Source organism: Streptomyces sp. NPDC013455 (assembly GCF_040632975.1).
GTDB lineage: Bacteria > Actinomycetota > Actinomycetes > Streptomycetales > Streptomycetaceae > Streptomyces.
Window position 1 is genome coordinate 58,059 of sequence record NZ_JBEYCX010000016.1, and the last position, 12,799, is coordinate 70,857.

The 12,799-nt window shown below is 73.3% G+C and carries 14 protein-coding genes; 4 read left to right on the plus strand and 10 right to left on the minus strand.

Going from position 1 to position 12,799, the window contains the following annotated elements; all coding sequences use genetic code 11:
* The first annotated feature begins 4 nt into the window (after nt 1–4).
* Together ABZ576_RS24255 and ABZ576_RS24260 are read left to right on the plus strand one after the other, a co-directional pair.
* Entirely contained in the window at nt 5–607 is a 603-nt protein-coding gene (locus ABZ576_RS24255) for a hypothetical protein (RefSeq protein ID WP_360744501.1), read from the plus strand.
* Nucleotides 608–825: 218 nt separating this feature from the next.
* Entirely contained in the window at nt 826–1,893 is a 1,068-nt protein-coding gene (locus ABZ576_RS24260) for an RNA ligase (ATP) (protein ID WP_360744504.1), read from the plus strand.
* Nucleotides 1,894–1,909: 16 nt separating this feature from the next.
* Here the strand turns inward: ABZ576_RS24260 and soxR are convergent, their stop codons facing one another.
* Nucleotides 1,910–2,368 carry a redox-sensitive transcriptional activator SoxR gene (gene soxR / locus ABZ576_RS24265; RefSeq protein WP_360744507.1) on the minus strand — a complete coding sequence of 153 codons (459 nt, stop codon included), beginning with the start codon at nt 2,366–2,368 and terminating at the stop codon, nt 1,910–1,912.
* Between the two features lie 105 nt (nt 2,369–2,473).
* On the opposite strand from soxR, the gene ABZ576_RS24270 reads away from it, so the two are divergent.
* Entirely contained in the window at nt 2,474–2,935 is a 462-nt protein-coding gene (locus ABZ576_RS24270) for a MaoC family dehydratase (protein ID WP_360744510.1), read from the plus strand.
* A 2-nt stretch (nt 2,936–2,937) separates the two neighbouring features.
* Here the strand turns inward: ABZ576_RS24270 and ABZ576_RS24275 are convergent, their stop codons facing one another.
* The 3 genes from ABZ576_RS24275 to ABZ576_RS24285 form a co-directional block, all read right to left on the minus strand.
* Nucleotides 2,938–3,561, minus strand: a complete 624-nt coding sequence (locus ABZ576_RS24275) for a TetR/AcrR family transcriptional regulator (protein WP_360744513.1) — start codon at nt 3,559–3,561, stop codon at nt 2,938–2,940.
* 133 nt (nt 3,562–3,694) lie between these two features.
* Entirely contained in the window at nt 3,695–3,982 is a 288-nt protein-coding gene (locus tag ABZ576_RS24280) for a YiaA/YiaB family inner membrane protein (protein ID WP_360744516.1), read from the minus strand.
* 60 nt (nt 3,983–4,042) lie between these two features.
* Complete coding sequence (locus tag ABZ576_RS24285) at nt 4,043–5,194, minus strand: acyl-CoA dehydrogenase family protein (RefSeq protein WP_360744775.1); 1,152 nt, start codon at nt 5,192–5,194, stop codon at nt 4,043–4,045.
* Between the two features lie 102 nt (nt 5,195–5,296).
* On the opposite strand from ABZ576_RS24285, the gene ABZ576_RS24290 reads away from it, so the two are divergent.
* Nucleotides 5,297–5,938: a TetR/AcrR family transcriptional regulator gene (locus tag ABZ576_RS24290; protein WP_360744519.1), complete on the plus strand. Its 642-nt coding sequence runs from the start codon at nt 5,297–5,299 to the stop codon at nt 5,936–5,938.
* Nucleotides 5,939–5,987: 49 nt separating this feature from the next.
* On the opposite strand, the gene ABZ576_RS24295 is transcribed toward ABZ576_RS24290, so the two are convergent.
* The 6 genes from ABZ576_RS24295 to ABZ576_RS24320 form a co-directional block, all read right to left on the minus strand.
* A complete protein-coding gene (locus tag ABZ576_RS24295) occupies nt 5,988–7,313 on the minus strand; it encodes an MFS transporter (protein WP_360744522.1) in 1,326 nt (441 codons plus the stop codon).
* A gap of 134 nt (nt 7,314–7,447) precedes the next feature.
* Nucleotides 7,448–8,530, minus strand: a complete 1,083-nt coding sequence (locus ABZ576_RS24300; RefSeq protein WP_360744524.1) for a Zn-dependent alcohol dehydrogenase — start codon at nt 8,528–8,530, stop codon at nt 7,448–7,450.
* 14 nt (nt 8,531–8,544) lie between these two features.
* A complete protein-coding gene (locus tag ABZ576_RS24305) occupies nt 8,545–9,933 on the minus strand; it encodes an aldehyde dehydrogenase family protein (protein ID WP_360744527.1) in 1,389 nt (462 codons plus the stop codon).
* A gap of 154 nt (nt 9,934–10,087) precedes the next feature.
* Nucleotides 10,088–10,771, minus strand: coding sequence for a class F sortase (locus ABZ576_RS24310; protein WP_360744530.1), 684 nt, complete (start codon nt 10,769–10,771; stop codon nt 10,088–10,090).
* Complete coding sequence (locus ABZ576_RS24315; RefSeq protein ID WP_360744533.1) at nt 10,758–11,438, minus strand: hypothetical protein; 681 nt, start codon at nt 11,436–11,438, stop codon at nt 10,758–10,760. The genes ABZ576_RS24310 and ABZ576_RS24315 overlap by 14 nt, the downstream gene beginning before the upstream one ends.
* Nucleotides 11,439–11,541: 103 nt before the next feature.
* Nucleotides 11,542–12,783 (minus strand): MFS transporter, encoded by a 1,242-nt coding sequence (locus tag ABZ576_RS24320; RefSeq protein ID WP_360744536.1) that lies wholly within the window; start codon nt 12,781–12,783, stop codon nt 11,542–11,544.
* Between the last annotated feature and the right edge of the window lie 16 nt (nt 12,784–12,799).

Sequence of the window (12,799 nt, forward strand, 5' to 3'; positions counted from 1 at the left end):
GGCGATGGCAGGTTTCCGGAGTCTGGCGAGACAGGTACGCGATCCGGGCTGTGATCTGGCACTGCGGCGGTACTCGCTGCGCAAGTGCCTCGAGAAGTTCGCCCCTTACGGGCATCGGGCGACCTGGGACCACCTGTGCTCCCGGGCGGGCTTCGGCCCGGAGGACCGCTCCCCCGACCCGGCGCGGCTCGTGGCCGCGCTGGAGGAGCTGGAAGAGGCCCGTGACGTCTGGCTCTCCTATGAGACCGACTTCACCGAGCGCCGGAAGAAGGAGAAGCACGACGGGCTGCGCCGGCCGGGCAGCGTGGACGACTGGCACCGGCTGACCTGGGGCGGGTTCGGCGTCGCCTGGTGCGACGACCCGCGGGTCCATCCGCGGGAGCCGCTGGCGGAGGTGCTGCGCCGGCTGATCGCGGCGCTGGAGCGGGAGCCGGGCGCCTGCTGCCCGGTGTGCCAGGGCGAACGGCTGGTCTGGAAGTACGGCCTGGACCACGAGCCGTCGTCCGGCCCGGTCTGCGCGGACTGCGGGATCCTGGTGCCGCGGCCCGTCCTCACCGAGCGGGCCCTTCGGTACGCCAGGCGGGAACGCCTGCTGATGTCGGCCTGAGCGGCCGGTGTCACCGGGGGCGGCCCGAGCGGCGGGCGGCCCCGGGCAAGGGGTGCGCAGGGGATGCCGCACCCCTCCCGCGGAGCGTGCCCGGCGGGGCGCGCACACGGCGGAGCCGGCCGGGACCGGACGCTAGCAGGTTCAAATCCGGTCGCTCCACCGCTTTCACGTCCGCAGAGTGGGAGGCGATGCAACCACACCGATGAACCGGGGGTCCCATGTCCACGCTGCGCGTCACCGCCGAAGTGCTGACCGTCCACGAGCATCCGAACGCCGACGCACTGGAGTTGGCCCAGGTGGGCCTGTACCGGGCCGTCGTCGCCAGGGGCGCCTACCGCACCGGCGAGGCCGCCCTCTACATCCCCGAGCAGGCGGTCCTGCCGGCCGGGCTGGTGGCGGAGCTGGGCCTGACCGGCCGGCTGGCGGGCGGTCAGGCCAACCGGGTCAAGGCGGTACGGCTGCGCGGTGAGCTGTCGCAGGGCATCGTGTGCCGGCCGGAGGCGCTCGCGGACGTCGATCTGGCGCGGGCGGCGGCCGAGGGCACGGACTTCGCGGAGCGGCTGGGCATCACCAAGTGGGTGCCGCCCGTCCCGCCGACGATGAACGGGGACGTGGAGCCGGCGCCCGATCTGCTCCCTTGGGTCGACATCGAGAACATCCAGCGCTACCCGGACATCTTCATGCCGGGCGAGCCGGTGGTGCTGACGGAGAAGCTGCACGGTTCGGCCTGCCTGCTGACGTATGTGGCCGAGCAGGGGCGGGTCTACGTCTCCTCCAAGGGTTTCGGGGCCAAGTCGCTGGCGCTGAAGGAGGACCCGCGCAACCTGTACTGGCGCGCGGTGCGCGGGCACGGGGTCGCCGAGGCGGCCGCACGGCTGTGCGAGCGGCTGGGCGCCACGCGGGTCGGCATCTTCGGCGAGGTGTACGGCGCGGGGGTGCAGGACCTGGCCTACGGGGCCGACGGGCGGCGGGACACCCTCGGGTACGCGGCGTTCGACGTCTCGGCCGAGGTGGCCGGGACCGTGCGGTGGCTCGACCCGGCCGAGGTGCTGGCCGGGGAGCTGCCGTCGGTGCCGCGGCTGTACGCCGGGCCGTACGACATCGAGCGGGTGCTGGAGTGCGCGAGCGGACGGGAGACGGTGTCCGGGCGGGAACTGCACCTGCGGGAGGGCGTCGTGATACGCCCCGCGGTGGAGCGGTACAGCGCGGTGACGGGGGGCCGGGCGATCGCCAAGGCCGTGAGCCCGGCATACCTGACCCGGAAGGGCGGGACGGAGTTCGAGTAGGCCGCGGGTCCGTCCGTCAGCGGCTCTCGGGCAGCAGCCGCGACCCCGTCAGCCGCTCGCCGAACACGTCGTCGGGATTGGACAGCACGCAGTTCTCCATGGACAGGCACCCGCAGCCGATGCAGTCGGTGAGGTGGTCGCGCAGGCGGTTCAGCTGCCGGATCCGCTCGTCCAGCTCCGTGCGCCACTTCTCCGACATCCGGGCCCAGTCCTCCCTGGTCGGTGTCCGTTCCTCGGGCAGTTCGGCCAGGGCCTCGCGGATCGTGGCCAGCGGGATGCCGACCCGCTGGGCCGCGCGGATGAAGGCGACGCGGCGCAGCGTGTCGCGGGTGTAGCGGCGCTGGTTGCCCGATGTGCGCCGGCTGCAGATCAGGCCCTTGGCCTCGTAGAAGTGCAGGGCGGAGACGGCGGCGCCGCTGCGCGCGGACAGCTGGCCGACGGTCAGCTCGTGGACCTTCTCGGGAATCTGGGGCACTCCTCAGAGACTACCGACCCGGCGCCGGTCGCGGTCCGTTGACAGGGGCCCCCGACCCGACCATGCTAAGCAGTTGCTTAGACATGCGAGCGAGAGGCCGGGAACATGGCAGAACCGAGGACCTTCACCTCCCCCGACGAGCTGAAGGCGGCCGTGGGCGAGCAACTGGGCCACACCGACTGGGTGGAGATCGACCAGAAGCGGATCGACCTGTTCGCCGACGCGACCGGGGACCACCAGTGGATCCACGTGGACCAGGAGAAGGCCGCCGCGGGTCCGTTCGGGACCACCATCGCGCACGGCTACCTCACCCTGTCCCTGCTCCCGCTCTTCGCCCCCCAGCTCATCCGGGTCGAGGGCGTGAAGATGGGCGTCAACTACGGCACGAACAAGGTCCGCTTCCCCGCGCCGGTGCCGGTCGGCTCGCGGCTGCGCGCCACCGCGACGATCACCGGCGTCGAGGACGTCACCGGAGGGGTGCAGGTGAGCGTCGCCTTCACCGTGGAGCGCGAGGGCGGCGACAAGCCGGTGTGCGTGGCGGAGTCGGTGTCCCGGTACTACGTGTAGGGCTACGCGGCCCCGACCATGCGCAGCACGAGGTCGGCGTAGAGCGCGCCGACCTCCTCGGGGGTGCGCGGGCCGTTCACGTCGAACCAGCGGGCGACGTCGATGCAGAGCGACAGCACGGCGAGCGTGGTGCCCTTGACGTCCGCCACGTCGAACTCGCCCGAGGCGACACCGTCCTCGATGATCCCGCGGACCTCGGCGTCCACCTGCCGGCGCAGCGCGACGATCTCGGCGCGGGCGTCGGGGCCCAGGGCGTCGAGTTCGTACTGCACGACCCGCGCGGTGGTGCGCCGCCCCGCGTGCCAGCGGACGAAGGAGCCGACCGCGTCGGCCAGCCGCTCCCTGGCGCTGCCCTCGCGGCGGGCCGCCGTGCGCAGGATGTCGAGGGCCTTGTCGTGGCCGATCCGGCTGATCCGGTGGAGCAGCTCTTCCTTGGTCTTGTAGTGGATGTAGAGCGCGGCCGGGCTCATGCCGGCACGGCCCGCGATGTCCCGGGTCGTCGTCGCGTGGTAGCCACGCTCGGCGAAGGCCTCCACGGCGGCGACGAGCAGCCGCCGGGCCGCGTCAGGGGTGACCTCTTCCCACGGCTCCACTTCGCCGCCGGTCGTCTCCTGCGCCGTACTCATCGCTCGCTCGCCCCTCTCGGTGACAGGAGCACCACCATACCGCCGATGGTGAGCGAGCGCTTAGCGGAGCCGCCCGGAGCCACGCCGGGCCGTGCGCGGCCGCTCACGGCTTCCCGGGGCGTCGAGGATTCTGTCAGATCTTCTCGAAGGGGTCGTGCTCGGCGAGCAGCTTCTCCAGGCGGGCCTGGTCCACGCGGCTGACGATCTGCCCGGCCTCCTGCCGGTCGCGGATCACCTTGGCGAGAGTGAAGGCGGAGGTGACGAGGTAGAGCACGGCGATCGCCAGGAAGCCGCGCACCCAGGCGCTCGCCTCCAGCCGGAAGATGCCGATGGCGGTGGCCGCCATCGCGACCGCGAAGGAGGCGACGGCCTGGCCGTAGAAGGCGGAGGTGCTCTGCTGTTTGACCGGTGTCTCACTCATGGCACGAAGCATCGGCGGACGCGGCCCGCGCCGCATCCGCCGGGATACTCAGGAAGGTACTCAGAACGCCGAGACGCCGGTCAGGGCGCGCCCGATGAGCAGCTTCTGTATCTGGCTGGTGCCCTCGTAGAGGGTCATCACGCGGGCGTCGCGCAGCAGCTTGCCGGCCGGGTACTCGTCGATGTAGCCGTAGCCGCCGAAGACCTGGAGGGCGTTGTTGGCGGCGCGGACGGCGGCCTCGGAGGCGAACAGCTTGGCCTTGGAGGACTCCACGGCGAACGGCTCGCCGCGGTCGATGAGGTCGGCGACCCGCCAGGTCAGCAGCCGGGCCGCGTCCACGTCGACGGCGATGTCGCTGATCAGCTCCTGCACGAGCTGGTGGCGGGCGATGGGCTTGCCGAACTGCTCCCGCTCGCCGGCGTACCCGACGGCCGCGTCCAGCGCGGCCTGCGCGATGCCGACACAGCCCGCGGCCACCGACATCCGGCCCTTGGCGAGCGCGGACATCGCGACCGAGAACCCCTTGCCCTCCTCGCCGAGCAGCGCGGAGGCCGGCACGCGCACGTCCTCCAGGACGAGTTCGGCGGTGGCCTGGCCGCGCAGGCCGAGCTTGCCGTGGACGGGGCGGCGGGTCAGGCCCGGGGTGTCGGTGGGCACCAGGAAGGCGGACACGCCCTTGTGGCCGGGGGCGTCGGTGGACCGGGCGAAGAGCAGGACGACGTCGGCCCAGGTGCCGTTGGTGATGAACATCTTCGTGCCGTTGACGACGTAGGCGTCGCCGTCGCGCACGGCGCGGGTGGTGAGGTTGCCCGCGTCGGAGCCGGTGCCGGGCTCGGTGAGCCCGAAGCAGCCGACGTACTCGCCCGCGGTGAGCCCCGGCAGCCACTGCCGCTTCTGCTCCTCCGTGCCCCAGGCGGCGATCGTCTTGGCGACGAGCCCGAGGGAGACGGAGACGATGCCGCGCACCGAGGAGTCGCCGCGGCCCAGCTCCTCCGTGACCAGGCAGTAGGCGAGGTGGTCGCCGCCGGAGCCGCCGTACTCCTCGTCGATGGTCAGACCGAGGAAACCGACCTCGCCGAGCTTCTTCACGATGCCCCGGTCGACCTCCTCGGCCCGGTCCCAGGCGACGACGTGGGGAGCGATCTCGCGCGCCACGAAGTCGCGCGCGAGCCGCCGTACGGCCGTCTGCTCCTCGCTGAGCCCCAGGTTCACCACGAGATCACCCCACACCGAACGGATCCGTCACCGGATCTTGAAAGTCGTACATTTAAATTAGCACTGCTAGTTTCCATCCGCAGCCCTACTATGTGCGCCATGGCCCGACCGCGCAAGCCCCTCCTCAGCACCGACCGGATCGTCGCGACGGCCCGGGACCTCGTGGACCGGGAGGGCCTGGCGGCGGTCTCCACCCGCCGGCTCGCCGCCGAACTGGGGGTCAGCGGGCCCTCCCTCTACAACCACTTCCGCACCAAGGACGAGATCCTGGAGGCGGTGGCGGACTCGGTCAGCGCACTGGTCGACCTGTCGATGTTCGAGGACGGGCGGGACTGGCGGACCGCGCTGCACGACTGGGCGGTCTCCTACCGGGCGGCCCTGCGCGACCACCCGAACATCGTCCCGGTCCTCGCCACGGGCCCGGGGCGGCGCCCGGCCGGGCTGAAGCTCGCGGACGCGGTCTACGGCGCGATGGTCGACGCCGGCTGGCCGCCCGCGCAGGCGACCTCCATCGGCGCGCTGATGCGGTACTTCATCATGGGTTCCGCGCTCGGCTCGTTCGCCGGCGGCTTCGTGGACGACGAGAGCGCCTACGACCCCGCGGACTACCCCCACCTCGGCCAGGCCCACCTGCTCGCCGAGCAGCAGGAGAAGATCGACGAGCGGGCCTTCGAGACGGGGCTGACGGCGCTGCTGGACGGTCTGGCGGGGCAGTACGAGCAGGTGCGGACGACCGCGTAGGCCGGTTCGGGCCGCCGGGGCGGGCGGCCGGCGGCCGGAACCGGCGCAGTCAGCGTGAACCCGCCCGGCCGGAGAGGATCCTGATGGACACGAGGGCGATCGCGGACAGCGCGACGAGGTAGCCGGACACCGCCATCGAGGTGCCCGTCGCCTCCAGCAGCAGCACCATCACGAAGGGCGCCAGGCCGCCGCCGAGCACGGCCGCGATCTGGTAGCCGAGGGAGGCCCCGGTGTAGCGCATCCCGGGCGTGAACAGCTCGGCGAACAGGGCGGCCTGGGGGCCGTACATGATGCTGAGGAAACAGCTGGCGACGAAGGTGCCGACGGCGAGCCACAGCAGCGAGCCGGTGTCGATCAGCAGGAACAGCGGTACGGCCCACAGGGCGATGCCGGCCGCGCCGGACGCGTAGACACGGATGCGGCCGATCCGGTCCGAGAGCGCGGCCGCGGCCGGGATCAGCACCAGCTGGGTGAGGCTGACGCACAGGGAGACGGTGAGGACGGCGCTCTTGCTCATGCCGAGTTCACGGGTGGTGTAGTCGAGGACGCCGGTGATCAGGATGTAGAAGGTCGCGGTGTTGACGGCGAAGGATCCGCCGGCGAGGAGGACCGTGCCGAGGTGGCCGCGCAGGATCGTGCGCAGCGGGGAGGGCTGCTCCGCCTTCTCCTTCTCGGCCAGCGCCCGCTCGGCCTCGCGGAACGCGGGGGTCTCCTCGACGCGCGCGTGGATGTACCAGGCGAGTGCGAGGACGAACAGGCCCGCGACGAACGGCACGCGCCAGCCCCAGGCGGCGAAGGCCGAGTCGGTGGTGAAGGCTCCGGCCAGCAGGAAGACCGAGTTGGCCGTCACCACGCCGATCGGCACGCCGAGCTGGACGACACTGCCGTAGACACCGCGCCTGCCCTCGGGGGCGTACTCGGTGGCCAGCAGCATCGCGCCGCCCCACTGGGCGCCGACCGCGACGCCCTGCACGACACGGAGGGCGACCAGCAGGACGGGCGCGGCGACGCCGATCGTGTCGTACGTCGGGAGCAGGCCGATGCCGGTGGTGGCGATGCCCATCAGGGTGAGCGCGAGGACCAGCATCGGCTTGCGGCCGCGCTTGTCGCCGAGGTGTCCGGCCACGATGCCGCCGAGCGGGCGGGCCAGGAAGCCCACGGCGAAGGTGGCGAAGGAGGCGAGGACCCCGGCGGTGGGGCTGCCGGCCGGGAAGTACAGGTCGCCGAGGACGAGGGCGGCGGCTATGCCGAAGACGAAGTAGTCGTACCACTCGACGGCCGAGGCGAGGGCCGCGGCGGTGGCGACGCGGCGGCGGTTGCCGGTGGGCGCGGCGGTCGTGGCGGGAGCGGGGTGAGCGGAGGGGAACGTGTCCATGCGTGCACACTCCGGTGGGTGCGGTGGGGACGTTCCCGGGGAACATACTGACTGGACGGTATGGGGTCAACGGGTGTGCACGGAGATCCGTGACGCCCGGGGGCCGCTGCCCCCGGGCGTCACGGATCCGCTGGTCAGAACAGTACGAGCGCCCGGCCGCCCTTGCCCGCGAGCATGTTCTCGAAGGCCGCCGGGATGCCTTCCAGACCGATCCGCTCCGTCACCAGGGCGCCCAGGTCGAGGCGGCCCTCCCGGACGTGGGCGGCAAGCACCGGCAGGTCCTTCGCCGGGTCCGAGTTGCCGTAGACGCAGCCGGAGAGGGTCCTGCCCCAGTGGAAGATCTCCAGGGCGTTGAAGGTGACCTGCTGGTCCTTGCCGCCGATGCCGACGACCGTGGTGCGGCCGCCGCGGCGGGTGGAGTCCCAGGCCGTGCGGATCGTGGTGGCGCGGCCGACGCACTCGACGGCCACGTCGACGCCCTGTCCGCCGGTGAGGCCCCTGATCGCGCGGGCGGTGTGCTCGGAGGCGACCACGTAGTCGGTGGCCCCGGCCGTACGCGCGAGCTCCTCCTTCTCCGGCGTGACGTCGACCGCGACGATCTTCGACGCGCCCGCGATCCGCGCCGCCTGGAGGGCGGCGAGGCCCACTCCCCCGACGCCGAACACGGCGACCGTCTCGTCCGGCCGGACCCGCGCGGAGTGGTGGACGGCGCCGTAGCCGGTGAGGACGGCGCAGCCCAGGAGAGCGGCGTCGGCGAGCGGGACGCCGTCCGGGACCGGAAGGGCGCAGGAGGCGGGGACGACCGTCTCCTCGGCGAACGCGGCGACGTTGAGGCCGGGGTGCAGGTCGGTGCCGTCGGTGGTGCGGGCGTAGACGTCGGCGGCGCCGCTCAGCGCGTGGGCGCACAGCCAGACCTCGCCGAGCGTGCAGGCGTGGCAGGTGCCGCAGGACGGCGCCCAGTTGAGGACCACCGGCGCGCCGGGAGCGAGATGGGTGACGCCCTCCCCGACGGCGACGACCGTGCCGGCGCCCTCGTGGCCGAGGACGGCCGGGACCGGCACCCGCATGGTGCCGTTCGACAGGGACAGGTCGGAGTGGCAGACGCCGGCGGCGGCGAGGCGGACCCGGACCTGGCCGGGTCCGGGGTCGGGCAGCTCGATCCGGGTGATCTCCAGCGGGGCGCCGATGGCGGGCAGGACGGCGGCTCGTACGGCCATGACGTAGGACTCCCTTAGAACTGGAGGGACTTGGTCTGGAGGAACTCGGCGAGCCCGTGGCTGCCGAGTTCCCGGCCGACTCCGGACTGCTTGTAACCGCCGAACGGCGCGAGGGGGTTGAACCGGCCGCCGTTGATGTCCACCTGGCCGGTGTCCATACGGCGCGCGAAGGCCACCGCCTCGGCCTCGTCGCCGGCCCAGACGGCGCCCGCGAGGCCGTACACCGTGCCGTTGGCGATGCGCAGGGCGTCCTCCTCGTCGTCGTACCTCAGGATCGACAGGACCGGACCGAAGATCTCCTCCTGGGCGATCGTCATCTCCGGGGTGACGTCCGCGAAGACGGTCGGGCTGACGAAGTAACCCGTGTCGCGGGGTGCTTCGGGGCCGCCGGCGACCAGGCGGGCGCCCTCGGCGATGCCCTTCTCGATGTAACCGCGCACCCGCGCCTGCTGGCTGGCGCTGACCACCGGGCCGATGCGGTCGCCGTACTTCGCGGCGGCCACCCGGGCCAGCTCGACGGCCTCGGCGTACTGGTCGCGGTGGACCAGCATGCGGGTCCAGGCGCTGCAGGTCTGGCCGGAGTTGGCCATCACGTTGGCGACGCCGACGTTGACCGCCCTGGCCAGGTCGGCGCTCGGCAGGATGACGTTGGCGGACTTGCCGCCCAGCTCCAGGGCGACCTTCTTGACGGCCGCGCCGGCCACGGCGCCGATCCGCCTGCCGACCGCCGTGGAGCCGGTGAAGGAGACCAGGTCCACGCCCGGGTGTTCGGCGAGCGCCTGTCCGGCGACCGGACCCAACCCGGTGACCAGGTTGAACACGCCCGCGGGTACGCCCGCCTCGTGCACCGCCTCGGCGAACCGCTGGGCGGTGAGCGGGGTGTCCTCGGCGGGCTTGAGGACGACCGTGCAGCCGGCGGCGAGGGCCGCGGCGACCTTGGCGACGATCTGGTGCAGCGGGTAGTTCCAGGGTGTGATCGCGCCGACCACGCCGACCGGCTCGTGCAACACGGTGGAGTTGCCGACCCGCTCCTCGAAGGGGTGGCGGGCGGCGAGTTCGGCGAAGGCGGCGGCGACCGCGAGGGGCGAGCCGACGTGCACGGAGTCGGCGAACTTCGGCGGCGCGCCCAGTTCCGCGGTGACCGTCTCGGCGATCTCGGCCCGGCGGGCCTCCAGCGCGTCCCGCAGCGCGGCCAGGCGTGCGGCGCGCTCGGCCGGGGGCGTGGCGGCCCAGCCGGGCAGGGCGGCGCGCGCGGCGCGTACGGCCGTGTCGACGTCCAGCGCGCCGCCGGCCGGGACCCGGCCGACGACCTGCTCGTCGGCGGGGTTGACGACCTCGATCACGTCCCTGCTGTCGGCGGGGCGCCAAGCGCCGTCGATGTACAGGCCGTCGTGTGCCTTCATGCTCTTCCTCCCGGCGGGTCCGCGTCGTCCGGCACACAAACTAGCGGTGTTAGTTTTCGGGCGCCAGACACCCTGTGGTCACAGACGTACCGGGCCATCATGACGAACGGACCGGCCGGCGCGGACAGCGCGTCCGCACCGGCCGGTCCACCGGTCACCTGGTCGCGGTCAGATGGGCGAAGACCACCACGTTGCTGGTGTAGCCGGTCCGCCGGCTGAAGAGGCCGCCGCAGGTGAGGACCCGCAGCTCCGGGCGCCCGGTCGGGCCGTAGACCTCCTTGTCCGGGAAGCCGGCCTTGTCGTAGACCTTGACCCGGTCCACGGAGTAGACGGCGGTGCGCCCGTCCGCCCGCGCAACCTCGATGCGCCTGCCGCGCCGCACCTGCGCGAGCCCGGCGAACACGGCCGGCCCGGTCCTGGTGTCGCGGTGGCCGACGGCGATCGCGGTGCCGGGCTCGCCGGGCGTGGGGCCGCCCTGGTACCAGCCGACCAGCTTGGGCCGGTCGACGGGCGGGGTCTCCAGCTCCCGGTTGCGGTCGAGCCGGAGCGGGATGACCGGGGCGTCGACGCCCAGCGAGGGCACGCGCAGGGTGGTCGGGCGGGACCGGGGCAGCGGGCGGGGCGGGGGTGCGGGCGGGGAGTCGGCCCCTTCCCGGCCGGCGCCGCGCCCGTCGGCCCGGTCGGACGTCCGGTCCCCGGCCGCCGGAGGCTCGGCCGGCCTGCCGTCGCCCCCGCAGCGCACCACCGACACCAGGACGACCACGAGCAGGGCCGTCCTGGCCAGACGGTAGGCGCGGGTCCGGTGCCAGGGCCTGCGTCGGTGCCTACGCGACACCATGGGGCCGCCGGCGGTTGCGCCGGTAGTACACGACGGCACCGACACCGACCAGGCCCACGGCGGCCGCGGCGGCCACCGGCGAGTACGCGGCGGCCGTGTCGATCAGGCCGCCGCCGCCCGCGTGCACACCGCCCTTCGGCCCGTTGTGGTCGCCGCCCTGGCCCCAGGAGGTGTCGTTCTGCTGGTGGTCCGCGATCTGCCCGCCCGGCCCCTTGTTCCCGTCGTGCTGGTTGTCGTGGCAGTTGACGCGGAAGACCTTCTCCTTCAGCGCGGGGGGTGTGCCCACGGTCCAGCTGATCTTGTACTGCCCGTCCGCGAGCCCCAGCGGGTCGGTGTGCCCGGCACCCCCGGCGAGCTGGATGGTACCGGTGACGATGGCCGCGGTGGCCAGCGGAGGCTGCGCGGTGATGGTGTAGGCGATGGCGGGCAGGGTGTCGAAGTTGACGGCCTCCAGATAGAACCGGCAGACCACGGGATCGTCCTTGGCCGACCCCACGAGCGTTCCGTGCAGGTGCCGCTCGTCGTGGATCCGGATGTCGCCGTTCTCCCCCTGGGCCACCGCGCTCGGCGCCGCCACCCATGACGCACCCGCCGCGGCGAGGGCGGTGAGGACGACTGTGGCGCCCGCGCGGGAGCCGACGGCACGTGGGAGTGTCAGGGTGGGCATGCGCAATCCTCCGAGTTCAGACGATTTTCATACAAATCGCTCTTTCGCCTCGGACTCTGCGTCATACCCCCCGTGGCCGCCGGGAGCGACGCCCGACGCGCCGTCAGAGATCGCTCGTGCGGCGCAATCCCGGCCGCTTCGGCCCCTCCCGGTCCGCCCGCCGGCCGTCTTCGCCCCCGGGCCGTCCGGGGGAACGCAACGCCACCCCCGACGACAGCAGCAGCAGCGCGCCCAGCAGCACGAACGGCGCCGCCACCCCCGCCAGACCGGCGACCAGGCCCGCCGCGGCGGGTGCCGCGACCTGGCCGAGCCGGTTGCCGGTCAGGCGCAGGGCGAGTGCGGTGGAGCGGGCCCGGGCGGGCGCCGCCTGCACCACCGTCGTCATCGACAGCGGCTGGCCCACGCCCAGGCAGAAGCCGAGGACCGTGAGCATCACGCCGAGCCCCCACACCGGCACCGGCAGCGCGATCCCCGCGCACAGCAGCGCGGCCAGCAGACAGGTCACGGTGAGCAGGGCCGACCGGCCGAGCAGCCTCAGCAGCGGGGTCAGGACGAGCCGGCAGGCGATGGTGGCGCCGGCCCGCAGACCGAGCAGGACGCCGATCACCGAGGGGGCGATGCCCCGGTGCTCGCCGACCACCGGGAGGTAGGCGGTGAGGATGTCGGTCGCGGACAGCACCGACAGGCTGATCAGCATGCCCGCGGGCACGCCCCGGGCGCGCAGGATGCCGGCGACCGGCACCCGCCCGCCGGGTGCCGGTCGGGAGCCGGCTGCCGTACGGTCCTCGATGCGCCACAGGGAGGTGAACGCCACCGCCGCGCCCGCGCCCGCCACGACGAGGGCGAGCGCGCTGCTGCGCGCCATGTCGGGGCCGCCGATGAGGGCGCCCGCGGCCACCGGTCCGGCGAGCTGGCCGAGGGAGGCCCCGATGGTGAAGTGCCCGAAGTTGCGGTCCTGTTCGTGCGGCGCGGACTGGCGGGCGACCAGCGACTGGGCGCCGATCACGAAACACAGGTGGCCGAGGCCCATCACCCCGCTCCACAGGGCCATCGCCCACAGCGAGTCCGCGACTCCGCCGAGCGCGCAGCCGCCGGCGATGAGGACCACGCCCGCCGGCAGCAGGGGTGCGCAGCGGCCGTGGTCGGTGCGGCGGCCGAGCGGTACGGCGGCGAACAGCGGCAGCAGGGCGTACACACCGGCGATGACACCGACCGCCCGTTCGTCGGCGCCCAGCGCGAGGGCCCGGTAGGAGACGGCCGGCCGGGCCATCGACACCGCCCCCTGCGCGCAGCCGAAGGCGATGACGAGGCGGAGCAGCCAGCCGCGGTTCCCGCCGGGCGCCATGGAACGTCCTCCCAGG

Coding starts and splice junctions, on each gene's coding strand:
- ABZ576_RS24290 (WP_360744519.1), top strand. CDS start 5,297: ATGGCCCGACCGCGCAAGCCCCTCCTCAGCACCGACCGGATCGTCGCG.
- ABZ576_RS24305 (WP_360744527.1), bottom strand. CDS start 9,933: ATGAAGGCACACGACGGCCTGTACATCGACGGCGCTTGGCGCCCCGCC.
- ABZ576_RS24310 (WP_360744530.1), bottom strand. CDS start 10,771: ATGGTGTCGCGTAGGCACCGACGCAGGCCCTGGCACCGGACCCGCGCC.
- ABZ576_RS24315 (WP_360744533.1), bottom strand. CDS start 11,438: ATGCCCACCCTGACACTCCCACGTGCCGTCGGCTCCCGCGCGGGCGCC.
- ABZ576_RS24280 (WP_360744516.1), bottom strand. CDS start 3,982: ATGAGTGAGACACCGGTCAAACAGCAGAGCACCTCCGCCTTCTACGGC.
- ABZ576_RS24320 (WP_360744536.1), bottom strand. CDS start 12,783: ATGGCGCCCGGCGGGAACCGCGGCTGGCTGCTCCGCCTCGTCATCGCC.
- ABZ576_RS24275 (WP_360744513.1), bottom strand. CDS start 3,561: ATGAGTACGGCGCAGGAGACGACCGGCGGCGAAGTGGAGCCGTGGGAA.
- ABZ576_RS24295 (WP_360744522.1), bottom strand. CDS start 7,313: ATGGACACGTTCCCCTCCGCTCACCCCGCTCCCGCCACGACCGCCGCG.
- ABZ576_RS24260 (WP_360744504.1), top strand. CDS start 826: ATGTCCACGCTGCGCGTCACCGCCGAAGTGCTGACCGTCCACGAGCAT.
- ABZ576_RS24300 (WP_360744524.1), bottom strand. CDS start 8,530: ATGGCCGTACGAGCCGCCGTCCTGCCCGCCATCGGCGCCCCGCTGGAG.
- ABZ576_RS24255 (WP_360744501.1), top strand. CDS start 5: ATGGCAGGTTTCCGGAGTCTGGCGAGACAGGTACGCGATCCGGGCTGT.
- ABZ576_RS24270 (WP_360744510.1), top strand. CDS start 2,474: ATGGCAGAACCGAGGACCTTCACCTCCCCCGACGAGCTGAAGGCGGCC.